Here is a 25069-nt window from a genome sequence, read left to right on the forward strand (position 1 = left end):
CTCCAGACATACCCATGAGTGGAACAACATCACCCGAGCCGAATCGTCAGATGAAAAAGAAAAGAACGTTCCCGCATATCGAAGGACGATCTTCCTAATTGTTGCTTCTCATAGTCAATCCGTTTACGGCGGATCGGTAGAAACTGGCGGGCCATATTCCCGCGATTATATGAGGTCAAGCTATTCAAGAATGAGTTTAGTATATCATGTGGGATTCATTTTTCAACCACTCCAAAAATATAAAAAGATTCGGTTTATTCCAAAAGGCAATTTAAAGTGAAATGGATGTCTAACCGGCCGCTAGTATGCTATCGTTAAGAAACATAGTCTCTATCGGAGGGTCCAGATTGAAACAGAACACCGCTCAACATACCACTCGAAAATTACAATTTCCGGGCCATCTATGGCTTTTGATCATCGGCATCGTCTGCATTGCATCCACATTGCGATCTCCGTTGACTTCAGTCGGCCCCATTATCGAGCAGATCCGGGAAGGCACCGGGATTTCCAACCTATTGGCAGGATTCCTGACGACCATCCCGCTTCTTGCTTTTGCCATCATCTCACCGTTTGTCCCGAAACTTTCCAGACGGTTCGGCTTGGAAAAGGCATTGTTCTTTTCGCTTTGCCTCTTATTATCCGGCACTATCATCCGTTCTCTCGGAGCTACTCCCTCATTGTTGATCGGGACATTCCTGATTGGGATCGCCATCGCATTCGGGAATGTGTTGCTGCCAAGTTTGTTGAAACTGAGCTTTCCGCTGCATGTCGGGTTGATGACCGGAATCTACTCGATGTCCATGAACATCTCAGCCACGCTCGCTTCCGGTGTAGCCGTCCCAATCGCGACTGAGACAACGTTCGGATGGCAAGGGGCGTTGGGGGTGTGGGGCGTTTTAGCGTTCATCGCCGTTATCGTGTGGCTTCCCCAATTACGGAGCAAAGACAATGTGGCCGTTCCGGCAACGAATAAGACAATCGGCAAGGACACGCCCCTCTGGCGTTCTCCGATTGCCTGGAGCGTCACTTTTTTCATGGGCTTGCAATCATTGTTATTTTATACGACATCCGCTTGGATACCGGAAGTATTGAAGTCGGATGGCATGTCAGCAAATCGCGCGGGGTGGATGTTGTCGCTTCTGCAATTCTCCCAAATGCCGATGACATTCATCATCCCGATTTTGGCAGATAGGGTGAAGAGCCAGAGAACAATCGTGCTAGGAGTCGTGCTTTTGTTTGTACTCGGTTATGGCGGGGTACTAGTCGGCGGGACAGCGTTCACTCCCTTATGGATGATCCTGATCGGGATAGCCGGCGGAGCTGCATTCGGGCTGGCGATGATGTTCTTCACGTTGCGCACCCATACACCGCAGCAAGCGGCCGAGCTGTCGGGGATGGCGCAATCACTCGGCTACGCGCTGGCAGCGGTCGGCCCCGTCCTATTCGGGTCCTTGCATGACCTATCGGGAAATTGGACAACCCCGATGATCATTTTATTCGTTGCGATTGCTCTGCTATTAGTCAGCGGATTACAAGCTGGGAAAAATGTCTTCGCTTTTCCGCGGGATAGTGAGTAATCTGTAAAATAAAACAGCTTCCGTCCCTTCTCTGAACTGAACCCCAAATGGTAGACACTTTTAAAAAAGTGACCCCATTTGGGGTTTTTTCTGTCTAAAAGCCTAAGTATACTAAAATGACTATCCTGACAGGAGTGTTTTCAATGAGTAAAATAATCTTCAATGAACACCAACGTAGAATATTAGAAGCTAATCCTAATGTGAAATCAGTTTCTGATCGTTCGATCCAATACAATCCCGAATTCAAATTGTTAGCTGTCAAAGAGAATCAGGGCGGTAAAGGTCCTTCTCAAATTTTTATTGAAAATGGATTTGACTTAGAAATGATTGGTACGAAGAAAGCTAAAGAATCTCTTAGTCGTTGGAGAAGAACCTATAAGCTTCACGGTGAAGAGGGATTTTTTGAGGAACGCCGTGGAAAAGGAAGTACTGGACGTCCATCAACTAAAGGATTATCTCCTGAGAAAAAACTTGAAAAAGCTGAAGCACGAATTAAATATCTTGAAGCTGAGGTCGAGTTGTTAAAAAAGCTAGAAGAACTAGAAAGGCAGGCGAAGAAGTAATACTGACATCAGCTGAGAAATATCAGGTTATTAATGAAGTGATTCGCAAGTTTCAATTAAAGGGATTCACAGCGCACCTGTGCAGAGTGGCAAAAGTACATCGAAGTGGTTACTATGCATGGCTAGAAAAATCGGAGAGTCATGCCGTCCGCGAGGAAAACGACTATCAAGATTACCTGTTACTTAAATGTGTTTATGATGCATTCAAAGGGAAAATCGGCTATCGAGGCCTCTATATGACGCTAGAGGGATTACTGGAGACCCCTATGAATCATAAGAAGATCCTTCGTTTAATGCGTAAGTTTAATCTCTTTACCAAAATACGAAGAAAAAATCCTTATAGAAATATAGCTCAGGCTACTCAAGAACACCGTACGGTGCCAAACCACTTGAATCGACAATTCACTCAAGATGAACCAGGCAAAATCTTCGTCACAGACATTACTTATCTCCAAATGAAAACTGGACAAACTGCTTATCTTTCCTGTGTAAAGGATATAGCTAGCCGTGAAATAATCGCTTATGAACTTTCAGTAAGCTTAAGTATGGGTATTGTATATCGAACCTTACGTAAGCTTAAGGAAGCATTAGACGGAAATGTCCATCCAGAAGCAATGATTCATTCTGATCAAGGTTTTCACTATACACACCCAGAATACCAAGCACGTGTGAAAGCAATGCAACTCACACAGTCCATGTCCCGAAGGGGGAATTGTTTGGACAACGCACCTATCGAATCATTTTTTGGTCATTTTAAGGACGATGTAGACTACAAGGAAGCATCCAGTCTGTTAGAGCTGAAAATAATGATAGATGAATATATGGGTCACTACAACTGCACACGCAAACAATGGGATTTAAAAAAGATGACTCCGGAACAATACCGAAGTCATCTCTTAGCTGCCTAGATTAAAACGTCGTTTTTTTAAACTGTCCATTATATGGGGCTCAGTTCACTCTGGAGCGGAAGCTGTTTCTTATTTGGTTTTTGGCAAAATCAATTGCCCGATAGCTCAGTAGTTGTCTTGGACCCAGCCAATCTGGGGGCAGGCTAACCACCCTCTGAGTTTCCGTTCCCCCTCAAACATGAGAAATATCGTAAGTTCTCGGTTCTTTGTCACCTGTTGTCTCTTGCTTGGAAAGATCCATCTCCAACACGATCGGACAATGGTCGCTGCCCATGACATGTGAATGGATATGCGCAGCTAGCAAATAGGGCGCGAGTCTTTCGGACGCAAGGAAATAATCGATCCGCCATCCGATATTGCGCTCCCGCACTTTCGACATATAGGACCACCACGTGTAAGCCTCCGTCCGCTCGGGATTGAAATGCCGGAATGTGTCAATGAAACCTTCCGCCAGCAGCATCGTCATTTTTCCCCGTTCTTCAAAAGTGAAACCGGAGTTGCCGATATTCGATTTGACATTCCGGATATCGATTTCCTGGTGGGCAACATTCAGATCGCCACAGAGAATGACCGGCTTGCGGCGATCCAATTCCGTCAAATGCTGCCGCATCCGTTCTTCCCACTCCAACCGGAAAGGGAGGCGCGCCAAATCCCGTTGCGCATTCGGTGCATAAATATTTACCAAATAAAATCGAGGGAATTCGAGCGTCAAAATCCGGCCTTCCGACTCCTCCTCCAACTCCCCGACCCCATATCGAACGGAAAGGGGCTTCTCTTTTGTAAAAACCGCCGTTCCCGAGTATCCTTTCTTCTCCGCGTAGTTCCAATATTGATGGTAACCATCAAGTTGCAAATCGATCTGGCCTTCCTGCAATTTCGTCTCTTGCACGCAGAAAATATCGGCGTCCATCGCTTCAAAATATTCGAGGAACCCTTTGCGCACACACGCCCGCAGGCCATTGACATTCCATGATACCAACTTCATTTCATCTTGACCTCTTTTCATGCAAACATACAATGATTCTATCGCATTTACGGAGGAATCGAAAGTTTATTCACACGACCTATATCCGGCAACTTATAATAAAATTGCCTTTGCTACCGCATATAAATCAAGATCGATGTCCAATGATCCAGATCCTTCCGTCACGAGTTTGGCCAGCTGCCCGCCTAAAAACGGGCCAACCGTCAATCCGGAAGCCCCAAGACCATTTGCCAAAAACAGACCCGCTGTCCCAGGCACGTCACCGATGACGGGGAGGAAATCAGGGGTGAACGGGCGGTATCCGACGCGTACTTCAGCAAATTCTCCGTCAGCAAGGCCTGGTGCAACCGACAACGCTTTCTGCAAGACTTCCGCTACTCCGCCTGCGGTCACCCGCAAGTCGAATTCCCGATCATCTTCATGCGTCGCCCCCATGACAATCCGCCCCCCGTCAAACGCCACGATGTATTGATCATTTGGCGGCATCACGACTGGCCATCCGGTTGTTTCGAAATTCTCCAGTTGCAAGTGGACAATCTGCGCTTTCTGACCCTTCACTTGCAGGCGAACACCGATCGGCTCCAACAGTTCCGCAGCCCATGCACCAGCCGTGATAATAACCGTATCAGCCGGAATCTCTTCCTGCCCGACTTCGACGCCGGTAATCCGCTTGCCATCCGACAGCAGCCGGGCGTCCCCTGCCAAAACGCGAGCCCCGTGCTTCTTCGCCGCACGGACAAGAGCATTCCGCAATTCACGGCCATTCACCCGGGCTGCGCCGCTTATATGGACAGAGCGGTAATTTGATGCAACCGGAGGAAAAAGCTCCACCGTGGATTCAGCCGACAGCTGACGGATATCCCCCACTTCGGGCGCATTCTCCCGCCTCAACCGGGCCCGCTCCTCCATTTTCGCCAATTTCACTTCATCCGTATGGAGGCTGACGGCCCCGACCCGCTTATAGCCGGTATCCGTCTCGCCATCTTCTTCCAATCGAGCGATTAACGACGCATAATAGGCCGCCCCATTTTTGGCAAGGGCATACCATGCTTTGTTGCGTCGCTGGGAGAGCCAGGGGCAAATGATCCCTGCTGCGGCATCCGTTCCCTGGCCAGCGTCCTGCCGATCCACGAGGAGCACATCCTCCCCCGCCCTCGCTAAATGATACGCGGTGGAAGCTCCAAGGATCCCTCCCCCGACTACGATGAAACGTTTCAATGCCACCCCTCCGGTTTAAATCCGTCTTCCAAAAACTTTCGTAAATCAGGCTCGGATAGCGGTTTGCTGAATAAAAACCCCTGGCCGCAATCACAGCCGATCGTCAACAGTTCGGCCGCTTGCCCCACCGTTTCGATTCCCTCCGCGACCACTCGCATATCTAGAGTCTCTGCAATCGTCAAAATCGCCTTTACGATCGCTTTGCTATCTTTATCCTGGTCGATTCCATCGATGAATAATTTATCAATTTTCAACGTATCCACTGGCAATTCCTTCAAATAACTGAATGAGCTATACCCTTTTCCGAAATCATCTATTGTAATATGGACTCCAAGCCCCCGCACCTTTTCCAAGATCGTCGAAGCATTGTGCACATCCATGAACGCGCTTTCGGTCACTTCGATTTCCAGCAAGCTCGGAACTAATCCGGTTTCTTCCAAAATCGTCTGGACCATTTGGGCAAAATGGAGTTGAAACAACTGCTTCATGGAAACATTGACGGAAATCCGGTGAATCGGCAGTCCCGCTTGCATCCATTCCTCCATTTGGCGGCATGCTTCCTGCATGACCCATTCACCCAATCGGATGATCATTCCGGTTTCTTCCGCCAGAGGAATGAATTTCGCAGGCGAAATAATGCCGAGCTCCGGATGTTCCCAACGGACCAAAGCCTCGACTCCGATCAGTTCCATCCGGGCAAAATTCACTTTCGGTTGATAGTGAAGAATGAATTGGTCTTCCTCAATCGCCTTCCGCAACTCACTTTCCAACAAAGTACGCTCATTCGACTTCGCCTTCATTTCCGGAGTGAAAGCGGCATATTCTCCACGCCGGCCATCTTTCACTGTATCGAGAGCGGCAGCGGCTTGGGATAAAAGGGAGCTGAAATCATCCGCACTATCCGGGTTAGAAATCGAATAGCCGATACTGCAAGAAATGGTAAGACAATGGTTGATGAGTTGCATCGGTTGTTGGAAGCTCTGTTGGATCCTTTCCGCAATTTGAACGACGAAGGAATCATCCAAAATGCCTGGAAGGAGAATTGTGAATTCGTCGCCCCCCAACCGTGCAACAAGATCATTTTCCCGTAAAGACTCCTTGATGCGGCCGGCCGCCTTCCGCAAGAGCAAATCCCCCGTCTCATGTCCCCACGAATCATTGATCATTTTGAATCGGTCCAAATCGACGATCATGACGGCAACACGGAGGCCATCCCGATGCGCTTTCCGAAGTTCTTCCAGAAGACGTTCCACAAACAGCCACCGATTCGGCAACTCGGTCAGCGAGTCATAATAGGCAAGCTGGTGGATCAGTTCATCCTCTTTTTTCCGTTCCGTGATATCCCTTGCCACGAAAGCATATTGGGACACCTTCCCATCTTTATCATGAATCGGATTGATGGTCGTCTCTAACAGGAGGGGTGTTCCGTCGGTCTGCACGATGCGAAACTCCATTTTGGAAATCTTCTTCAGATGGTCGGAAATTTCCTTCATCTCCTGTTGAAGCATCACCCAGTCCTCTTCAGGCATCCAATCTTTCAGTTTCGTCTTCATCATCGATTCCAAATCGAGAGCGAATAATGTTTCAACCGATGGAGATAAGTAGTCAAACCGGCCATCCCGGTTGAAGATGCCGATCAGATCCGAAACGTTTTCCGCGACGAGGAAAAAACGTTCTTCATTTTCTTTGAGCTTTTGTTCGGCTTCGACCCGTTTCGTAATATCATTCCGGATCGAGACATATTGATACGGTAAGCCCTCTTCATCCAAAAAAGGGATGATGACTGTCTGGACCCAATAATGCGATCCGTCTTTTGCCCGATTCCTAATTTCCCCACGCCATACACTTCCCGATCCGATGACTTTCCAAAGTTCCTTGAAAAATTCCGGCGGATGATAATTCGAATTGATGATGCGATGGGTGGCGCCAATCAATTCCGACCGTGTATAACCAGATATTTTGCAAAACTGGCTATTGACATATCGGATTACGCCTTTCTTATCGGTGATTGCAACAATAGAAGACTTGTCCAAAGCTCTTTTGAGATTCTCCAAATCTCGTTTCGTGGAAAACTCAAGTTCCTTTTCATTTCGATCCGCTTCTTGGATTCCTGGAATATTGCCGGTCTGATCATGTATCATCTCGTATCAGCTCCCGATTTGTTCATCCGATGGCGACAGGCACCCCGGTGATTATATTGCAATGCAATTACATTGACGGCCCAAGTCCTACCAAGTGCCTGACAGGGCTTCATTCCTGCTAAAAAACTGTTATGTATAATGCTATAAATGAATAAAACCGACCAATAACAATTGGTCGGTTGCTTATTTCGCTCTCAACCGATCATAGTTCCAACTAGGGTGCTGCCGGTTTTATTGACCGTGGTAATCTACCCTAATTGTACTATTTCTTGGTTGTTTTGGAAAGGCGGAATTATGTCCCTATCAATCAGACCGATAAGAGGGCTGCATCGCTTGTCAGTTTTTCGCCACGGATGCGTTGGAATTCGGCCATCAGTTTTTCGATTGTAAGCTGTTTCTTTTCTTCATCCCCGACTTGCAGGATGATTTGCCCTTTGTCCATCATAATAAGACGGTTTCCAAGGTCAAGCGCTTGCTGCATGTTATGGGTGACCATGAGCGTCGTCAGATTATCTTTATCCACGAGGCGCTTCGTCAGGTCGGTGATCAACGCAGCACGTGCCGGGTCGAGCGCAGCCGTGTGCTCATCCAACAGCAGGATGGACGGTTGAGTGAAAGTGGCCATGAGCAAGGAGAGTGCTTGACGCTCCCCACCCGATAACAGGCCGACTTTCGCATTTAAACGGTTCTCCAGATTCAAGTGAAGCGTTTCCAAAGATTCCCGGAAAAACTCGCGGCGCTTCCGATCCACGCCACTGCGCAATTTTCTTTTCTTATTGCGGGAATACGCCATCGCCAAATTTTCTTCTATTGTCATCGTTGGCGCTGTTCCGGCCATCGGATCTTGGAAGACACGGCCGATCATCGTGGAACGTTTATATTCCGGCAGTTTCGTTACATCTTTTCCCCCAATTTCAATCGTTCCGAAATCGGGTGTCAATGCGCCAGATACCATGTTCATCATCGTCGATTTCCCGGCCCCGTTACTTCCAATGACCGTTACGAAATCACCTGGTTTCATATGAAGATTGATTTCATCCAGGGCGATTTTTTCGTCCGGCGTCGACTCGTTGAATATCTTATTGATGTGTTTTAATTTCAGCAACGCCATTCGCCTCCATTTTCAAACCGTTTTCCCTTTCAAGTATACGTTCCGCCCGACGTTTCGATTTCCGGCTCCGCTCGCGGCGCTTCTCGAAGTATTGCGGGAGGACGAGTGCACAGATTACGATGACCGCTGTGATAAGCTTCATGTCTCCTGTATCGAGCAAGTCGATGCGTAGTGCGAGCCCAAGGACGATCCGATAGATGATAGCACCCGCGATAACCGCCATCGTTGTCCGCATGATTGTTTTTGTTCCGAAGATTGCTTCTCCGATAATAACGGAAGCTAGACCGATGATGATCATCCCGATACCCATACCGATATCCGAGAATTTCGAATATTGCGCGATCAAAGCACCAGAGAACGCAACTAGCGCGTTGGAGAAACCAAGTCCGATGATAACAAGAGTATCCGTGTTGGCGGAAAAGCTGCGGATCATCTTCTTATTGTCCCCTGTTGCACGGATTGCAAGGCCGACCTCTGTTTTCAAGAACCAGTCGACACAGAATTTAATGATCAATGTGATGAAAATCATAACGAACAAAGTACCCCATGTAGATGGAAGGAACTTCACGCCAATCATTCCGAAGAAACCATTGATAGCCTGGTCAATGCCTAGTGAACTCCAGAAAGCCTGAAATTTACTGAACATCGTTTCTGCGTTGAATAATGGGATATTCGGGCGCCCGACCGATGTGTCCGACGTCATCCCCATGATTCGTAGATTAATGGAATACAATGCAATCATCATCAGGATCCCGGATAGGAGCGCATTAATCTTCCCTTTGGTGTGTAACAATCCTGTGATACATCCTGCAACAAATCCGATGACCAATGCCACGCCCGTTGCGAGCAACGGATGATATCCGAAGAATATCATCGTCGCTGCAACAGCCGCTCCCGTTACAAAACTACCGTCAACCGTCAAATCTGGAAAGTCAAGTACACGAAAAGACAAATATACTCCTAACGCCATGATCGCATAGATGATTCCTTGCTCAACTGAGCCAAATACAGCTGAAAACATGCGATGTCATCTCCTTACTAATTTATTCGGCAAATTCAGCGTTCCACTCGTCTTTGATGTCTACGCCGATTGTTTCAGCCGTCTGTTTATTCATGATCAGTTTCAAGTTTTGCGGGATTTGAACCGGCATTTCTGCTGGCTTGCTCTCGCCTTTCAGGATTTTCACAGCCATTTGGCCTGCTTCGTATCCAATATCATAATATTCAAAACCGTAAGCGCCTAAGCCGCCACGACTAACCGAGTCGAATTCCCCGACCATCATCGGAAGTTTGTTATCGTTTGCTACAGAAACTACGGATTCCAAAGCGGAAACGACCGTGTTATCCGTAATGATATAAAGCGAGTCAACTTTCCCCAACAATGATTCTGTCGCTTGTTTAACGTCAGCAGATGTAGCAACGGATGCTTCCACGACTGTCATATCCATGTCAGCCAAAATCTCTTTTACTGCATCTACTTGAGAACGAGAGTTTTGCTCTCCGGAGTTGAAGACCATTCCTACATTTTTAGCACCGAGTTCTTCTTTTAGGAATTTCATAGTTGTTGGAATTGCTTCCGGATGATTATCAATTGTTCCCGTCACATTACCTCCTGGGCTTTCCATGGAAGCGACCAATTCTGCGCTTACCGCGTCAGTAACAGAAGTGAAGACAATCGGAATATCAGATGTTGCTCCGGCCACTGCTTGTGCACTTGGCGTGGAGTTCGCAAAGATCAGGTCGACTCCGGAGCTAACCAAGTTGTTGGCAATTGTCGTATTCGCACTATTGTCGTTCTGTGCGTTCTGGATATCATACTCAACATCCAAACCTGCATCTTCCAAAGCCTTCTTGAAACCGTCAAAAGCTGCATTCAAAGACGGGTGTTCGACAATTTGTGTGACTCCGACTTTATACTTAGTCGACTCTTCTGGTTGTGCTGCTGTTTCTGGCTCTTTATTATCGCCATCAGTTGGTGCTGGCGCATCAGTTGTGTCTCCCCCATTGCCGCAAGCCGCCAAAACTAGCATCAACGCGAATAGAATGAATGCGTACTTTTTCCAACCTTTTCTCATAAAAAACCTTCCCCCTTTTATAAAATAAAATGTACCGCGACTTGTGAAACTTTTCTTACAAGTTTATCGTTATGCTACACCGCGAAAGAACGGAAGTCAATAGGATTCTGACAGTTTAATCGCGAAAAACTCATTTTCTTAAAAACATTTTGCCAATTCTCTCTACTGTATATGTAAGCGGTTTCATTTATATGTTAACATTTCTATATGAAAATTAAAAAAACAAATTTTCCTTCATTTTTTCATTTTGAAAAATGCTAGGTCGTAAGTCTTCATTTTGGCAAGGTTTTAATATTTTTTTCTTTCATTATTTTGAAAAAAGCAGTATAATCGTTCCAAGCGATATTTTTTTATTAAGACGAGGAAAGAGGTTTCGATCACGATGAGTAGACTACCAATTCTGATCAGAAAAAGTGAGACGTTGAAACAGAAGCCGGATCCAAATAATCTATTATTCGGCCGGGTGTTCACGGATCATATGTTCATAGCAGACTATACCGAGGGATTGGGGTGGCATGATCATAGAATCGTTCCGTATGAGCCAATTACGCTTGATCCAGCTGCAATTGTTTTCCATTATGGACAGACGGTTTTCGAAGGATTGAAGGCTTTTGCCTCTGAAGACGGAACGATCCGCCTATTCCGACCGGAAGAGAATATGAAACGGTTGAACCGTTCGAATGACCGTATGTGCATTCCACAAATCAGCGAAGAACTGGCACTTGATGCGTTGAATCAATTGCTTGAGATAGATAAAGAGTGGATCCCGACTGCTGAAGGGACTTCCCTCTATATACGTCCATTTATCATCGCGACCGAATCCCATCTAGGCGTTTCCAGCGCCAAAGAATATAAATTCATGATTATCCTTTCGCCCGTAGGTTCCTACTATAAAGAGGGCATCCACCCGGTCAAGATCCTCGTTGAGAACAATTTCGTCCGCGCGGTTGCAGGGGGGACGGGAAATGCCAAGACAGCAGGCAACTATGCTTCCGCTTTGAAGGCACAGGAAGTTGCTGACCGCGAAGGTTACTCCCAAGTACTCTGGCTGGACGGTGTGGAGAAAAAATATATTGAAGAAGTGGGAAGCATGAACATCTTCTTCAAAATTAACGGCGAAATCATCACTCCTGCATTAAATGGCAGCATTTTAGAAGGAATCACCCGGAAGTCTATTTTGGAATTGCTCCGCCACTGGGATATGCCTGTCACGGAACGGAGAATCTCCATCGCGGAAATCCAAGAGGCTCATGCGAATGGCCAATTGGAAGAAGTGTTCGGCACAGGAACCGCAGCCGTCATCTCGCCCGTCGGTGAACTGAACTGGGATGGCAAAAAAATGGTGGTCGGTAACGGAGAGACCGGTGTTCTCTCCAAAAAGCTCTACGATACATTAACAGGCATCCAGACCGGCAAAATCGAAGATCCTTTCGATTGGGTCGTCAAAGTGGAAAAATCCGCGATCGCACAAGCTTAAAATTCAGAACAAAAGCGCTTGTCGGGGCTGGCGCCCGGAGTCTGGTCGAAGACGCACCCGGCAGAAAAGTTATCCACATGCCAAGATTTTACAACTTCCTAAGCTATAAAAAAAGACATCACCCGGCCTATGGCCAATCCGGTGATGTCTTTTGGTATTCGCTTCTGTATATGTGAATTCTGGAGTTGTCACGTACGAATAAGTTGGTAACGGTTAAGCATGGCATCTAACTCTTGACTGCACTGCACAACAGATGGATGGGTGAATCCAAAATCTTTCGCTTTTTTGTACATCACTTTCCGCTGCCTGTTAATCATGAGAGATAGATCCAGTTTTTCGCATAACATCTTTTCCACGACTCTTCCTCCATTTGATATACTCAAACCCTTCCCTATCTTATAACAGAACGTTTGAAATAAATGTCGGATTCTGCTACTTTTTTAACTTGTCATCAATTTGTCACAAATCAGTATCCTATTCCGTTCTATCCATAAGAGAAGACGGGATTAGTAAACAAATACCCCTTTCACTACCCAATAAAACCTAAAATTTCCTTGAATTTTTTATCGAATTACCGGGCATCTGGGAAGACCCGGCGCACCGCTTCCGTAAATTCCTCGAAAAGACCTTCCACTGGCTGCCCTTCATCAATTTTAGTCCCGTACTCATTCATCCGTTCGACAAAATCCGGATTAACGGATACGTAGACATTCTCGATGTCCTGGTCTGCATCCCGGACAGCAGAGGCAATCCGGTTTTCCAAGTCGGATGTCAGCTCCGCTTCGGATTGATTCGTCAATACGGCAGCTACATAGGCGTTCCGATCCGTGACAAGGACGGTCGCATTATCGACTTCCTCTAAATCAGCTACGCGGTCTGCCGCTTCATCCGCCACTTCCAAGCGGGATTGGTTGTCATGCCCGTCATTTGTATTCGCAGAATCGCCCTGGGCATGCTCTCCCGTTCCGACTCCATTATCCTCTTGGTTTTGTGTTGTGTTGGCAGCTTGGTCATTGGAAGCATTGTTGTTGTTATTTTTATTCCCACAAGCTATCAAAGACAAGGCTACCAGTAAAAGAATTGTTACCTGCAACCATTTTTTCATATTATTCCTCCTCGCTTTCCATCCTAGGGTACCCATCAAAACCGTTTTTTATAGCTGCATATTGAAAACAGCCCGCACAACTTTTTTCAGTGTGCGAGCTGCTTCCTTATGACATCAGACCCCAGATGATTTGAATAGCGATGAGGACCAAGACTCCGAAGAACACCGCCCATTCGGTCTTATCGGGCTGTTCGGGCCTACTATCCCAAGTAGGTTTATTTGCCATCACCTTCATCCTCTCCATGAAAGAAATGTACTATTAACACATTTCCCATATGGAGCCATTCTTAAACGATGTAAGGATTTATCGGAACCCGTCAAATAAATTCCATGGGTATTCCGAGGGCGGTGATGATTGGATCGACACTTCTTCTTTCTTCGTCGGATGGGTCAACTTGAGCGATTGTGCCCATAGTGCAATTTGCTGGCCGGGGCGATTGACGCTCACCCCGTATTTTTGATCGCCATAGAGCGGACAGCCGATTGCTGCGAGCTGGACCCGGATCTGATGAGGCCTGCCGGTATGCAGATTGACGGTCAGCATACTTAATTTGTCTGAACTGGCAATAACTTCATAGTCCAGTACAGCTTGTTTGGCGTCTTTCCGTTTCGCGTCGACAACATGGACTTTATTTTCCCGGGCATCCTTGACGAGGTGGTGTACCAGTTTCCCCTTCTTTTTCGCGGGCGTACCGCGCACGATGGCGACATACGTGCGGCCGATTGCTTGTCTACGCAATTCGTCCGCTAACCGGGACGCAGCTTTGGATGTCTTTGCGAATACCATGGCACCACCGACGGGGCGATCCAGCCGATGGACTAGGCCGAGATAGACATTACCCGGTTTAGCATACCGGTTTTTGATATCTTCCTTCAACAATGTCAGTAAATCCTTATCGCCTGTCCGGTCTTCCTGTACTGGAATGTTCGGTGGCTTTTCCACAATCAATAAATGATTGTCTTCATATAAGATGGGTATATCCAATAGAATCTCCTGCCTTTTATATGTATCGTGCTTTGATTGTACTGTACAAGAAAAGCGGGGACTATATCAATCACGCCCCGGCGTGATTGCATCCGGATTTTTTCGAGCTCGAGGCCGACAGGATGTCGGCCATGCAGTCGTTGCGAATCGAACAGCGAAGGGTTCGATTTGCTGTATTTCTGCGTTCTTTGCAGAAATTAAGGCACCTTTAGGACGTCGCGCATTTAGACTGCCTTCCTTTAAAAGCTCCCCTTAAAAATCCGTGACATCCGCCGGCCGACAAAAACGCCACGTCCTGTGCGTCGGAGGCTTTGGGCCAACAGGATGTTGGTCACTCAGACGTCGCCGCTGGACGCGGCGGTTTTAGTCTGAGTTCCCCTGTTCAGCGGGGGTTTGAACACCCGCCGAACAGGAGATAAAACCGCATTCATCTCAGCACCTATAGAGGTGGGAGTCTTCTGTGCCTGCCGCTTCGCTTTCGGCACAAATAAACTTTGCTGAATAAAGATAAAAAGAGAGCCGCCGCAAGTCCGGTCGTTCCGGATCTGCAACTGCTCCCCGCCTGGTCCCTTATTCAGCAAATACTTCTTTCCATTCATCGCGTTTGGCCAACAAGTCTTCCGCCAATTCTTTGGCGCCTTCCAGGCTATGGCTTGCGGCCCATCCGCATTGAATTTCATTGCACGCCGGGACTTCTTCCGCTTGGAGTACGTCGCGCAAAGTCTTTTCCAATGCGGCCAAGATATTGTCGTAATTATCATCATTGATGACGGACAGATAGAATCCCGTTTGGCATCCCATCGGACTCAAGTCGACAACCTGGTCATGATGGTTCCGGATTTTTTCCGCCATCAGATGCTCCAATGAATGGAGCGCAGGCATTTCCATATGCTCTTTGTTCGGCTGTTTTAAGCGGATATCGTATTTATGGATCTCATCGCCATTTTTCCCTTTAATAACACCGGCAAGCCGCACATAAGGCGCCTTGACTTTCGTATGGTCCAAATTGAAACTTTCTACGTTCATTTTTTCAACCATGTCGTTTCCACTCCCCTTTTTCATTATGGCCTCAGAAGCGTTCTCATTCATTTTAACAGACTTTCGGCTTTTATGGGACATTGCTTCACATGGCAGCGGCCAACTTCTTCTGAAAATAAACCGTTGACGCATCCGATTTCCGGATGGTATACTATCTTTTGTGAAAATGGAGACGTACCCAAGAGGCTGAAGGGGGCTGACTCGAAATCAGCTAGGGCGTGCAAGCGCCGCGGGGGTTCAAATCCTCTCGTCTCCGCCATATATATTAAAAAGTCGCCTTCCTTGGTTTGATCAAAATCGAGGACCTCAATAAAAAAAGGGATGGATGAGCAGAATGAAATATGCTCATCCGTCCCTTTTTTCTCTCTTTTTAACAGCCCTTGATAGAAACATGGAGGCATCTTGATTCATAAAAATACGATTCCCATGATGGAATGTTTTAATTTCGATGGATTCAAACCCAACTTCGGCTAATCTTTCTTTCAGTTCTGCCTGCGAAAAACCGTTATGCACTTTCGGATGATATATTTTCTCGTTTTTGTCGAAATCAATAATAATGAGCTTGCCGCCCTCATTTAAAATGTTGAATAGTTGTTGTAAAATTTTTGTAGTATCCGGAATATGTAGAAGGACGAGTGACAGTAACACGATGTCTGCCTGAAGATCCGGAGTTTCTTGAGTAAAATCTGAATGAAGCACTTTGAAGTTAGTAATTCCTTTGAGAGAAATTTTAGCGTTCGCAACACCTAACATTTGCTTTGATGAATCCACCAGTAAAACAGAATCCACTAAATCCGATAGTTCTAAACTAACGAGACCCGTCCCACTCCCATAGTCGATTAGAGAACATGATTGACTGTTTTGCAGTTCTGATCTTACTTCCTGCACTATAACATTTGCTAATTCCATTCTTTCTTCCGTATCGTATCTTTTTGCCATCTCTTCAAAAACGTTGTTTTCCATAATTCACTCTCCTATTCAGCAAGCAAAGCCACTTCTTTTACTATCTATTTCCCCAAGAAAAATTTACGTTCATATATTACCACAACGTTCAATGTATGATTCAAAAAAGTAATGCGGATGAAGGAATTAAGGTCTAAATAAAAAAAGTACATCACCCTTTATTAAGTGATGTACTACATGCGACTTTCCGCCGCTTTCAATTAATTATTTCGTATTCGCAATGGCGGCGGCCATCCGATCAATGACGGGAACGGTGCTCGTTTTCTGACCTTGTGTCAGAATGCTGAAGATCAGTGTTTCCCCGCCTCTCGTTTCTGCATAACCGGATAGCGCGTTGACATTTGTCAGACTGCCTGTTTTGGCAATGATATTCCCTTTCGCGGGTGCCGTTTTCATCCGGTTGCGCAATGTGCCGCCTACGAAGCGTTCATTGGCCCCCGCAACGGGCAATGCCTGGACGAAGGTGCGATACCAAGGTTTCGAACGGACGACATGAAGCAGCCCGGAAACCTGGGCAGCGGATACTTTATTCGCCGAAGAGAGTCCGGAGGCATCCTCGATCTTCCATTGCGCACGATCCAGGCCGCTCGCTTCCACAAATTCGCGCATCACTTTCAGGCCCGCGTCCCAACTGCCTTCCCCATACACTTCCCTGCCCATTGTTTTTGCCAGCATTTCGGCATGCGTATTATTGCTCAACTTCATAAAAGGCACTAGCAGATCCTTGAGTGCCATGGAATCCCGGTGGGTCAGCAACTGCGCTGACGCAGGAACTTTTCCGCGCATGTTGGACGAGTTGACAAGGCGGATCCCTTTTGCTGTCAATGATTGTTTGAATTCGTGCAAAGTATAGGCCGTCGGATTGGATACAGCGACCCACTCTTTTCTGCCGCTTGAACCAATCGGGGCATTGCCCGTGATGTAAATCGTGTTCGTGCCATGTTTGCGATAAATCCGCAATGTATTGGAATTGCCTTTCGCCACTGTCTTCGATTGATTAACGATATTGACGAATTTGGTCGCCGGCGCTAAGGTGACTTTGGCTTTCTGCCCGCGCCGCGTAGGCTTGGCCTCGACGATGATGGAGCCGGCATCATAATCGCGATCGGGCGATAGAGTTAAGGCGGACACTTGTGCTGCAAAGGAGTACGTCTCCTGATTTTTCGTGACACTTGGCGATAGCCGGACCGTATCGAAAAAGCTGTCATCCCCTACTAGATTCCCTTCGATCCGCTTGATGCCTTGACTGGCCAGTCGGGAAGCAAATAAATCAAGATCCTTTTTCATTAAAGTCGGGTCGCCCATGCCTCGTAAATAGACGTTTCCGCGGAGGATCCCGTTCGTGACAGTCCCGTCGGTCAGCACGTCGGTCCGGAACCGATAGTCTTCACCCAGCGTCTCCAGCGCGGCTGCTGCGGCGAGGAGCTTTTGGTTCGAAGCCGGTGTGATTCCCCTGTCCGCTTGATATTGATATACGATTTCCCCGGTGGATGCTTTTCGGATGACGATGCTGCTCATTGAATTCTTTAGACGCGAATCCGACAGGAGCTGATTCATCGATTTTTCCAATTCTCCATACGAGGTGGCTGCTTCAGCAGTCAGTGGTAAAACTTGCGACGAAATGAGTAGGAAAAGAGACAAGATTGCAATGGTGAGTTTACGTCGGGTCACACTTGGTCCTCCTTCATAGATTCAATGTAGCTACTAGTCTACCATGGTTTACTAATCATTAAAATAGTATTTGAGTTTTACAAATTGACTGATGATTATGCTATCCTTTATAGGAGACTTTTCAATGACAGGAGATGGGGATCCTATGAGAACAATTCAATCGGTAATACTGATCGGACTTGGTGCAATCGGAGCTGCGTATGGCAGCAGACTACATAAAACACTTGGTGAACGGCACACCGTCATTGCCAATGAAGAACGGATCAGACGATATTCCAAAACAGGCATCGATGTCGAAGGAGAACCGTTCCACTTCCATTTTACGAAACCTGATGCAGAAGCGGCTCCTGCCGACCTCATCCTAATTGCAGTGAAAAACGCGGAATTGCAAGAAGCGATCCGCGATATGAAACACCATGTCGGACCCAAAACAATTCTCCTTCCACTGCTGAACGGCATTTCGAGTGAAGAAGAGCTTGCTGCAGTATATCCCGACAACCCGATCCTTTATAGCATGTGCGTCGGAATTGATGCCATCCGCTCGGGAAATCAAGTGCGGTTTTCCAACATCGGGAAGATTTGCTTCGGTGAAAAGGACAAGACGGTATCGGATCATGTGAAAGCGGTCATGGAATTGTTTGACCGTTCCGAAATCCCGTACGAAGTCCCGGAAGATATTTGGAGAACGCTCTGGTGGAAATTCATGTTCAATGTCGGTATCAATCAAACCTCCGCCGTCTTGCGCGCGCCGTATAAAGTGTTCCAAAACGTGTCGGCCGCCCATCAATGGATGGAAGCCGCTATGTATGAAGTGGTGGAGTTGTCCAAAAAAGCGGGAGTCCATTTGACGGAAGAGGATGTCCATTCCTTCCGCCCTATCTTGGCAAAATTGGCGCCGGACGGGAAAACCTCAATGTTGCAAGATGTCGACGCCGGACGGAAGACGGAAGTGGAATACTTCGCCGGAAAAGTATGCGAACTCGGCAAGAAGTACGGCGTGCCGACACCGATCAATGATCAACTGCTCCAGATGATTCCCATCATTGAAGCCATCAATAACACAGAATTGGATAAAACCGAAGAAAAAATCACCTATTTAGTGTAGGCACGAAAAGAGACCGCAATCCGGTGGGATTGCGGTCTCTTTTCAGATTTTGCTCTGTTCCTTTTCCCAATATTCGTCACGCAAGCTCGTTTTCAGTATTTTGCCGGATGGATTCCGCGGCAATTCTGGCAGGAAGCTGACCGACTTCGGCTTTTTGTAGCCCGCCATTTTCCCTTCGCAAAAATCGATGACGTCCTGTTCCGTCAATGCCGCTCCCTCGCGAAGGACGACGATTGCTTTGACCGCCTCTCCCCAAACCGGATGGGGGACTCCGATGACCGCCGCTTCAATGATATCCGGATGCGTATAGAGCACCTCTTCGATATCCCTCGGATAAATATTGACCCCGCCGCTGATGAGCATGTCCTTCTTCCGGTCTACAATATAATAGAAACCTTCCTCATCCTGCATCGCCATATCGCCAACGGAAAAATACCCTTGGTAGAAGGACGCTTGCGTGTCTTCCGGATTCCTATAATATTCGTCAAGCAAATACGGCCCTTTAAAATAAAGTTCGCCGATTTCTCCAGGCTTCACCGGTTCTTTATTCTCATCGAGGATGAGGCAGTCGACTAACGGGAACGGATGCCCGACACTGCGTTCTTTGTTTTCGATGTCTTTCGGTTTAATATTCAATGTGATAGCGGATTCCGTGGATCCGTAAAATTCATGGAGATCGACGCCCGGGAAAAATGCCAAAATGTCTTCTTTCGATTTCGTCGCAAGCGGCGAACCGGCCGAAATGAGGACACGGATGGAAGACAGGTCGTATTTCGCCTTCACTTCCTCCTTGACGTTGGTGATGAAACTGTACATCGTTGGGGCCAGGAATGCGTTCGTTATGTGATATTTTTCAATATCCGAAAGGACTTGTTCCGCCTCGAACGTTTCATGGATGACGAGCGTTCCTCCGACGATGAGCTGCATGACGAGGAAAATCCATGGGGCGGCATGGTAGATCGGACCCGCGACGAGATGGACATCCGACTCGTCGATTTTATATTCATAGGCAGCCGCCATCCCGGTCAAAACCCGGGACCGTTGGGAAATGACAACCCCTTTCGGCTTTCCGGTCGTGCCGGACGTATAGCCGATATAGAATGTATCTTTCTCATCCACTTCCGCTTCCGGTTCCTCGTCGGACGCCGACTGAATCGTTGTTTCATAATCCAGTCGCCCCTCGGTGGACGTGCCACCGACGACAAGAATAGTGTCCATCTCCCCGACCGTTTGGATGGAATCCAGTTCACTTTCATATTCAGCCGTCACAATGAGGCCCCGGCTATCGGAGTTTTGAAGAATATATTCAATTTCCCGTCCGACCAAACGGTAATTCATCGGGACAATGACAACCCCAATTTTGGAAAGACCTGCGATCATGTCGACATAGGCGGCATTGTTTTTCATCAATACAGCCACTTTATCCCCTTTTTCATAGCCGCGTGACCGAAATGTATTCGCCAGCCGATTCGCCCGTTCGTTCAGTTGCCTGTACGAGGTTGTCTTGCCTTGAAAGATTACAGCCGGTTTATCCCCAAATTTCAATGCGTTTTGTCTGATCATATTCCCTACTGTCAACATTTCTATTCCCTCCCTATTTTACTAGGCTCTCTTTCATCCTATCAAAATACTTCGTGAATAGGTAATGATTTCTGAACTTTTCGGGAATACAATGCTGTCATTTGGTGAACATCAAATCTTTCGGATCATGGCCTTTGAATTTGACCTTGACGCTCGCTTTCTCGAAATCCGATATCTCAAACGCCTCCGTCACCTGTTTGATTATATCCAGGTCATCGGTTTCCGGATCGATGGACATGTCAGGGAAAATCTCATTCAATTTTTTTAACGCTTTGTTCCCACGTACATAGATATTTTCAATTTTATTCAAATAATTCGCCTCGGTATGAACACGGCCTTCCTTATACATCGCCTGGATGGCCTCCTTCTTATCTTTAGTATCCACAGAGAAGACGAACTCGGTGAATCCGTACAAACTGCCGTTCGGTTCGTCCGAAATATCTTCCCCTTCCGGCCCTTTCGTCACGATGTTTTTATTCTGACAAGCAGCAAGCAGGCATAGGATCACGATGAGCGAAGCGATGAAAAAGCCTTTCCGGCGCAAATGAATCATCCTCTCTTTCTAGCATGATTATTTTGACCGTTTTCAGCTCTGTTTATACGTAGTCGCCTACGGATTGAGGTTGGCTCTCTTTTCTTGGACAGGGGGACATTGTATACTTTGGGAAAGGAGAGGTGACGTTGTCATGTGTTTGATCAATTTTCATTTCCAGGACCACCCGATCTATCGGTTGATCGTGGCAGCGAATCGAGATGAGTTTTACGAAAGGCCGACTGCCCCGGCTCATTTTTGGGAAGATCAACCCCAACTGTTGGCAGGCAGGGATTTATCCCAAAAAGGAACATGGCTCGGCATCGCGAAGAACGGGCGTTTCGCTGCTTTGACCAACTACCGGGATGTGCAGCAACAAAGGCATGACGTCCGGTCGCGCGGTGAAATTGTGACAGACTTCCTCAATTCTGACGTGCCGTCCGCGGAATTCCTAGGTTCGTTGCAGGAGAAGCGGGAGCAGTATGCGGGGTTCAACGTGATCGTCGGCACGCCGGAAGAATTGATGTATTACTCGAACATCCAAAATGAAGTTACGGTAATCACCCCGGGGACCCATGGGTTGAGCAACCATTTCCTCGATACGCCGTGGCCTAAAGTCGTAAAGGGGAAGGCGGGGGTCCGAGGGCTGGCTGAACAAAACAGCGCCATCCACCCGGATCGATTGTTCGACGTACTGGCCAACGCCGAGCCGTTCCCGGGCGAACAACTCCCCGATACAGGAGTCGGCGGAGAATTGGAACGGGTCCTCTCTTCCCTTTTCATCCGGTCGGAAGGGTACGGCACCCGCTCCTCCACCGTCCTGCTCGTCGATCATGAAAACAACGTCACCTTCGTGGAACGGACCTATCGCGACGGCGAGTTTGCAGGAGATCGTACATTCACTTTTCAGATTGAGTGATTGTGGCTGATGGGATTATGAGCGCGGCACGATGATTTATGGGCGCAAAGCCCGGAACTATAAGCGTAATCCGTAAAGTTATCGTCGTGTGACACCGAGTTATGAGCGTGCAGCCCGATGGTATGGACGCGGGGCGTAATGTTATGGGCACGTTGAAAAATCTGTATACCAGGATGTACACCAGCAAAAAGCAAGGACGGCTGGCCCACGGAAAGCGACCAGTGCCCTTGCTTTTTGCGTGTTTACTGGAAAAACCTACTTTCTAAACAGCCCCTAGTTCTTTCATTTAAATGCGATAGCCGCTTGGATCGCTTTTTTCCATCCCGCATACAACCGATCGCGTTCGGCAAGCTGCATTTCCGGCTCGAAACGCCGATCGAGGTTCCAGTGGGTATTGATTTCGGAGCAGTCGCGCCAAAAGCCGACTGCCAGGCCGGCCAGGTAGGCGGCTCCGAGTGCGGTTGTTTCGTTTATGACAGGCCGTTCCACAGGGACATCCAACATATCCGCCTGAAACTGCATGAGAAAATCGTTGGCGACGACACCGCCGTCCACGCGCAGCGTCTTCAGGGAAATGCCGGCATCTGCTTCCATTGCATCGAGGACATCCTTCGTCTGGTAGGCGAGGGATTCCAACGTCGCCCGGACGAAATGCTCTTTTTTCGTCCCGCGGGTCAATCCGAAAGCGGCCCCCCGCACCTCGCTGTCCCAATACGGTGTCCCCAAGCCGACAAAAGCCGGGACGACGTAGACACCTTCCGTCGATTCCACTCGGGTTGCATACGCTTCGCTATCCGCAGATTTACGGAACATGCGCAATCCGTCGCGCAGCCATTGGATTGCCGAACCTGCGACGAAAACGCTCCCTTCCAAAGCGTATTCCACTTTGCCGTCGAGCCCCCACGCGATGGTCGTCAATAAACCGTGCTTCGACTCCACGGCTTTCGTTCCCGTATTCATCAACATGAAACATCCGGTTCCGTACGTATTCTTCACCATGCCGCGTTCGAAACAAGCTTGCCCGAATAAGGCTGCTTGCTGATCTCCCGCAATGCCCGCAATCGGGACGGCATGCCCGAAGAAATGCCGCGCCTCGGTTTGCGCATAGACATCAGAGGATGGACGAACTTCGGGCAGCATCGACTTCGGAACCCCCAAGATGCCGAGTAGCTCTTCGTCCCAGTTCAGTTCATGGATATTGTACATCAGCGTCCGGGAGGCGTTCGAGTAATCGGTCACATGGGCATTCCCTCCGGACAGCTTCCAGACGATCCATGTATCGATCGTACCAAAGAGCAGATCCCCTTGCTGCGCCTTTTCCCTCGCCCCTTCCACATGATCCAAAATCCACTTCACTTTCGTCCCCGAGAAATAGGGATCGAGAAGGAGTCCGGTTTTCTTGCGAAATGTCTCATTATGGCCTTGCTTCCGCAACTCCTCGCAAATGTCCGCAGTCTGCCGGGATTGCCAAACAATCGCATGGTAAACCGGATTGCCGGTATGCTTGTCCCAGACAACTGTCGTTTCCCGTTGATTAGTGATTCCGATGCCAGCGATCTGATCGGAAGAAATATTCTTCTCCGACAACACGCCCGCGATGACCGACAAAATGGAACTCCATATTTCATCGGCATTATGCTCGACCCAACCGGGCTGCGGGAAATATTGTTTGAATTCCCGTTGCGCCGTATGGACGACACTTCCTTTTTCATCGAATAAAATCGCTCGGGAGCTCGTCGTCCCTTGATCGAGCGCCATCATGTATTTTTTCATTCAGCACCCCTCTTTCCAACATTAACTGAAGACCCCTTTTTCTTTCCATTCCCCGATCTGCTCGGCAGTGAACCCACGGGCAAGCAAAATCGATTCCGTATGTTCCCCCAACCCCGCACCTATATGGGAGTATATGGGCTGTGCAGTTGAGAATTTGATCGGCGAGGCGATTTGCCGCTGGGTCGTTCCGTCCGCTTTCGGCACTTCGACGATCATTTGGCGCGCTTGAATCTGTGGATGTTCGGTCGCTTCCGCGAATGAAAGGACAGGTTCTACGCACCCTTCAAAATCTTCATTGAAAATGCCGAGCCACTCCTCATAATTTTTCGACAGAAATACATCTTTGACCTTTTGCTTAAACGCTTGCTGGTCCGCCACTTTCACACTGAGCGCCATTTCAAATGAATCCGGAATTTCCAGCGCCTCGCAAAACAGCTTTAAGAATTGGGGTTCCAAACTTCCTACCGCAAAGAATCGGCCATCCGCCGTCTCGTAATAATCATAGAAGATACCGCCATTCAGCATTAATTCTTCCGGTTTCGGCTCCGCCTCTCCCACCAAATACCCCGGACCATACATCGCGTTCAATGAAAACGCAGTGTCCGTCATGCTGACATCGACATATTGCCCTTCGCCCGTTTTCTCCCGGTGCAGGGCGGCTGCCAAAATGCCGATCACAGAATGGAGCGATCCGCCTGCGACATCCGCGATTTGAATGCCCATTGTCGGGGGCACTCCTTCTTTCCTTCGCGAATAATCCATGACACCGGAAAGGGCGAGGAAATTATTGTCATGACCCGGTCGATTGCGATAAGGTCCCGTCTGTCCAAATCCCGTCAACGAACAATAGATTAATCGGGGATTGATCTTCCGCAACGCTTCGTAATCCAACCCGAGGCGTTCCATCACACCCGGACGGAATTGCTCTATGATAATATCATACTCTTGCAGCAAAGCATGGATGATTTCCTTCGACTCATCCAGTTTCAAATTCAATGTCATCGACTTCTTCGACCGATTCAAATGGCCATGTGTCGCGGAAGTACCCTCCTCGTCAACCGGAGGCATGCTGCGGACCAAATCTTGCCGCGTTGCCGATTCAATACGGATTACATCCGCCCCCAGATCGGCCAGCATCATCGTCGCATACGGTCCCGGCAACAACGTAGAAAAATCCAAAATCTTCAATCCCGCCAACAAACTCATATGTACCCTCTCCCATTCTCTTCCCCTTGTTTGCAATCTTTTGAATAGACTGCTTGTATACCATTTCGTTTTATTTAGACATTCTCCTTTCCATTTTCCATAATATTTTCCTCCATGGAAAAAAGACCATAGGCAA

22 protein-coding genes, 1 tRNA gene and 1 riboswitch are annotated in these 25069 nt (G+C 47.9%); of the genes, 6 read left to right on the forward strand and 17 right to left on the reverse strand.

All coding sequences use genetic code 11. The annotated features are described in order from the left end of the window. Window positions 1-91 precede the first annotated feature (91 nt). A riboswitch (purine riboswitch) is annotated at window positions 92-193 on the reverse strand. A gap of 154 nt (window positions 194-347) precedes the next feature. Then, complete coding sequence (locus MKY41_RS05755; RefSeq protein WP_340744133.1) at window positions 348-1577, forward strand: CynX/NimT family MFS transporter; 1230 nt, start codon at window positions 348-350, stop codon at window positions 1575-1577. A gap of 143 nt (window positions 1578-1720) precedes the next feature. After that, a protein-coding gene (locus tag MKY41_RS05760; RefSeq protein ID WP_340743350.1) for an IS3 family transposase occupies window positions 1721-3048 on the forward strand; the annotation gives its coding sequence in 2 pieces (ribosomal slippage) (window positions 1721-2099 and window positions 2099-3048; 1329 coding nt in all). A gap of 172 nt (window positions 3049-3220) precedes the next feature. Here MKY41_RS05760 and MKY41_RS05765 read toward each other — a convergent pair. From MKY41_RS05765 to MKY41_RS05790, 6 genes are all read right to left on the reverse strand, one after another. Further along, window positions 3221-4033, reverse strand: a complete 813-nt coding sequence (locus MKY41_RS05765) for an exodeoxyribonuclease III (protein WP_340744134.1) — start codon at window positions 4031-4033, stop codon at window positions 3221-3223. Between the two features lie 93 nt (window positions 4034-4126). Continuing rightward, the gene (locus MKY41_RS05770) at window positions 4127-5251 is read right to left on the reverse strand and encodes an NAD(P)/FAD-dependent oxidoreductase (protein ID WP_340744135.1); all 1125 of its coding nucleotides are present in this window, start codon (window positions 5249-5251) and stop codon (window positions 4127-4129) included. Beyond that, window positions 5248-7392, reverse strand: a complete 2145-nt coding sequence (locus MKY41_RS05775) for a bifunctional diguanylate cyclase/phosphodiesterase (RefSeq protein WP_340744136.1) — start codon at window positions 7390-7392, stop codon at window positions 5248-5250. The genes MKY41_RS05770 and MKY41_RS05775 overlap by 4 nt, the downstream gene beginning before the upstream one ends. 307 nt (window positions 7393-7699) lie before the next feature. Next, window positions 7700-8497 (reverse strand): ABC transporter ATP-binding protein, encoded by a 798-nt coding sequence (locus MKY41_RS05780; RefSeq protein ID WP_340744137.1) that lies wholly within the window; start codon window positions 8495-8497, stop codon window positions 7700-7702. After that, a complete protein-coding gene (locus MKY41_RS05785; RefSeq protein WP_340744138.1) occupies window positions 8472-9524 on the reverse strand; it encodes an ABC transporter permease in 1053 nt (350 codons plus the stop codon). Before MKY41_RS05785 ends, MKY41_RS05780 begins: the two co-directional genes overlap by 26 nt. Before the next feature lie 22 nt (window positions 9525-9546). Then, window positions 9547-10578 carry an ABC transporter substrate-binding protein gene (locus tag MKY41_RS05790; RefSeq protein ID WP_340744139.1) on the reverse strand — a complete coding sequence of 344 codons (1032 nt, stop codon included), beginning with the start codon at window positions 10576-10578 and terminating at the stop codon, window positions 9547-9549. A 382-nt stretch (window positions 10579-10960) separates the two neighbouring features. Here MKY41_RS05790 and MKY41_RS05795 point away from each other — a divergent pair, with 382 nt between their 5' ends. Next, window positions 10961-12055 (forward strand): branched-chain amino acid aminotransferase, encoded by a 1095-nt coding sequence (locus MKY41_RS05795; protein ID WP_340744140.1) that lies wholly within the window; start codon window positions 10961-10963, stop codon window positions 12053-12055. A gap of 188 nt (window positions 12056-12243) precedes the next feature. Here the strand turns inward: MKY41_RS05795 and MKY41_RS05800 are convergent, their stop codons facing one another. The 5 genes from MKY41_RS05800 to MKY41_RS05820 all read right to left on the reverse strand — a co-directional run bounded on the left by MKY41_RS05800 (window position 12244) and on the right by MKY41_RS05820 (window position 15183). Then, window positions 12244-12402 carry an aspartyl-phosphate phosphatase Spo0E family protein gene (locus MKY41_RS05800; protein WP_340745642.1) on the reverse strand — a complete coding sequence of 53 codons (159 nt, stop codon included), beginning with the start codon at window positions 12400-12402 and terminating at the stop codon, window positions 12244-12246. A 224-nt stretch (window positions 12403-12626) separates the two neighbouring features. Then, complete coding sequence (locus MKY41_RS05805; RefSeq protein WP_340744141.1) at window positions 12627-13160, reverse strand: YhcN/YlaJ family sporulation lipoprotein; 534 nt, start codon at window positions 13158-13160, stop codon at window positions 12627-12629. 304 nt (window positions 13161-13464) lie between these two features. Beyond that, complete coding sequence (locus MKY41_RS05810) at window positions 13465-14145, reverse strand: RluA family pseudouridine synthase (protein WP_340744142.1); 681 nt, start codon at window positions 14143-14145, stop codon at window positions 13465-13467. Window positions 14146-14480: 335 nt separating this feature from the next. Next, complete coding sequence (locus tag MKY41_RS05815; protein WP_340744143.1) at window positions 14481-14696, reverse strand: hypothetical protein; 216 nt, start codon at window positions 14694-14696, stop codon at window positions 14481-14483. A 19-nt stretch (window positions 14697-14715) separates the two neighbouring features. Beyond that, window positions 14716-15183 carry an S-ribosylhomocysteine lyase gene (locus MKY41_RS05820; RefSeq protein ID WP_340744144.1) on the reverse strand — a complete coding sequence of 156 codons (468 nt, stop codon included), beginning with the start codon at window positions 15181-15183 and terminating at the stop codon, window positions 14716-14718. Window positions 15184-15351: 168 nt separating this feature from the next. Between MKY41_RS05820 and MKY41_RS05825 the strand changes: the two genes are divergently transcribed. Then, a tRNA-Ser gene (locus MKY41_RS05825) sits at window positions 15352-15442 on the forward strand. An 86-nt stretch (window positions 15443-15528) separates the two neighbouring features. On the opposite strand, the gene MKY41_RS05830 is transcribed toward MKY41_RS05825, so the two are convergent. Continuing rightward, window positions 15529-16146, reverse strand: coding sequence for a class I SAM-dependent methyltransferase (locus MKY41_RS05830; protein ID WP_340744145.1), 618 nt, complete (start codon window positions 16144-16146; stop codon window positions 15529-15531). A 204-nt stretch (window positions 16147-16350) separates the two neighbouring features. After that, entirely contained in the window at window positions 16351-17817 is a 1467-nt protein-coding gene (gene dacB / locus MKY41_RS05835) for a D-alanyl-D-alanine carboxypeptidase/D-alanyl-D-alanine endopeptidase (RefSeq protein ID WP_340744146.1), read from the reverse strand. A 145-nt stretch (window positions 17818-17962) separates the two neighbouring features. Between dacB and MKY41_RS05840 the strand changes: the two genes are divergently transcribed. Beyond that, window positions 17963-18922: a ketopantoate reductase family protein gene (locus tag MKY41_RS05840; protein WP_340744147.1), complete on the forward strand. Its 960-nt coding sequence runs from the start codon at window positions 17963-17965 to the stop codon at window positions 18920-18922. A 42-nt stretch (window positions 18923-18964) separates the two neighbouring features. Here MKY41_RS05840 and MKY41_RS05845 read toward each other — a convergent pair whose 3' ends face one another. Then, window positions 18965-20503, reverse strand: a complete 1539-nt coding sequence (locus tag MKY41_RS05845; protein WP_340744148.1) for a class I adenylate-forming enzyme family protein — start codon at window positions 20501-20503, stop codon at window positions 18965-18967. Window positions 20504-20600: 97 nt separating this feature from the next. Next, window positions 20601-21047, reverse strand: a complete 447-nt coding sequence (locus MKY41_RS05850; protein ID WP_340744149.1) for a YusW family protein — start codon at window positions 21045-21047, stop codon at window positions 20601-20603. A 142-nt stretch (window positions 21048-21189) separates the two neighbouring features. Between MKY41_RS05850 and MKY41_RS05855 the strand changes: the two genes are divergently transcribed. Beyond that, window positions 21190-21954, forward strand: a complete 765-nt coding sequence (locus tag MKY41_RS05855; protein WP_340744150.1) for an NRDE family protein — start codon at window positions 21190-21192, stop codon at window positions 21952-21954. 282 nt (window positions 21955-22236) lie between these two features. Here the strand turns inward: MKY41_RS05855 and glpK are convergent, their stop codons facing one another. Continuing rightward, a complete protein-coding gene (gene glpK / locus MKY41_RS05860; protein ID WP_340744151.1) occupies window positions 22237-23727 on the reverse strand; it encodes a glycerol kinase GlpK in 1491 nt (496 codons plus the stop codon). 21 nt (window positions 23728-23748) lie between these two features. Continuing rightward, window positions 23749-24933, reverse strand: coding sequence for a CaiB/BaiF CoA transferase family protein (locus MKY41_RS05865; RefSeq protein WP_340744152.1), 1185 nt, complete (start codon window positions 24931-24933; stop codon window positions 23749-23751). Window positions 24934-25069: the final 136 nt, after the last annotated feature.

It is taken from the genome of Sporosarcina sp. FSL W7-1349 (assembly GCF_038003045.1).
GTDB lineage: Bacteria > Bacillota > Bacilli > Bacillales_A > Planococcaceae > Sporosarcina.

Bases quoted from the DNA above. Each gene is read 5' to 3' on its own strand.
- MKY41_RS05865 (WP_340744152.1), bottom strand. From the start codon at position 24,933: ATGAGTTTGTTGGCGGGATTGAAGATTTTGGATTTTTCTACGTTGTTG.
- MKY41_RS05830 (WP_340744145.1), bottom strand. From the start codon at position 16,146: ATGGAAAACAACGTTTTTGAAGAGATGGCAAAAAGATACGATACGGAA.
- MKY41_RS05855 (WP_340744150.1), top strand. From the start codon at position 21,190: ATGTGTTTGATCAATTTTCATTTCCAGGACCACCCGATCTATCGGTTG.
- MKY41_RS05820 (WP_340744144.1), bottom strand. From the start codon at position 15,183: ATGGTTGAAAAAATGAACGTAGAAAGTTTCAATTTGGACCATACGAAA.
- MKY41_RS05795 (WP_340744140.1), top strand. From the start codon at position 10,961: ATGAGTAGACTACCAATTCTGATCAGAAAAAGTGAGACGTTGAAACAG.
- MKY41_RS05845 (WP_340744148.1), bottom strand. From the start codon at position 20,503: ATGTTGACAGTAGGGAATATGATCAGACAAAACGCATTGAAATTTGGG.
- MKY41_RS05840 (WP_340744147.1), top strand. From the start codon at position 17,963: ATGAGAACAATTCAATCGGTAATACTGATCGGACTTGGTGCAATCGGA.
- glpK (WP_340744151.1), bottom strand. From the start codon at position 23,727: ATGAAAAAATACATGATGGCGCTCGATCAAGGGACGACGAGCTCCCGA.
- MKY41_RS05790 (WP_340744139.1), bottom strand. From the start codon at position 10,578: ATGAGAAAAGGTTGGAAAAAGTACGCATTCATTCTATTCGCGTTGATG.
- MKY41_RS05785 (WP_340744138.1), bottom strand. From the start codon at position 9,524: ATGTTTTCAGCTGTATTTGGCTCAGTTGAGCAAGGAATCATCTATGCG.
- MKY41_RS05775 (WP_340744136.1), bottom strand. From the start codon at position 7,392: ATGATACATGATCAGACCGGCAATATTCCAGGAATCCAAGAAGCGGAT.
- MKY41_RS05800 (WP_340745642.1), bottom strand. From the start codon at position 12,402: ATGTTATGCGAAAAACTGGATCTATCTCTCATGATTAACAGGCAGCGG.
- MKY41_RS05765 (WP_340744134.1), bottom strand. From the start codon at position 4,033: ATGAAGTTGGTATCATGGAATGTCAATGGCCTGCGGGCGTGTGTGCGC.
- MKY41_RS05805 (WP_340744141.1), bottom strand. From the start codon at position 13,160: ATGAAAAAATGGTTGCAGGTAACAATTCTTTTACTGGTAGCCTTGTCT.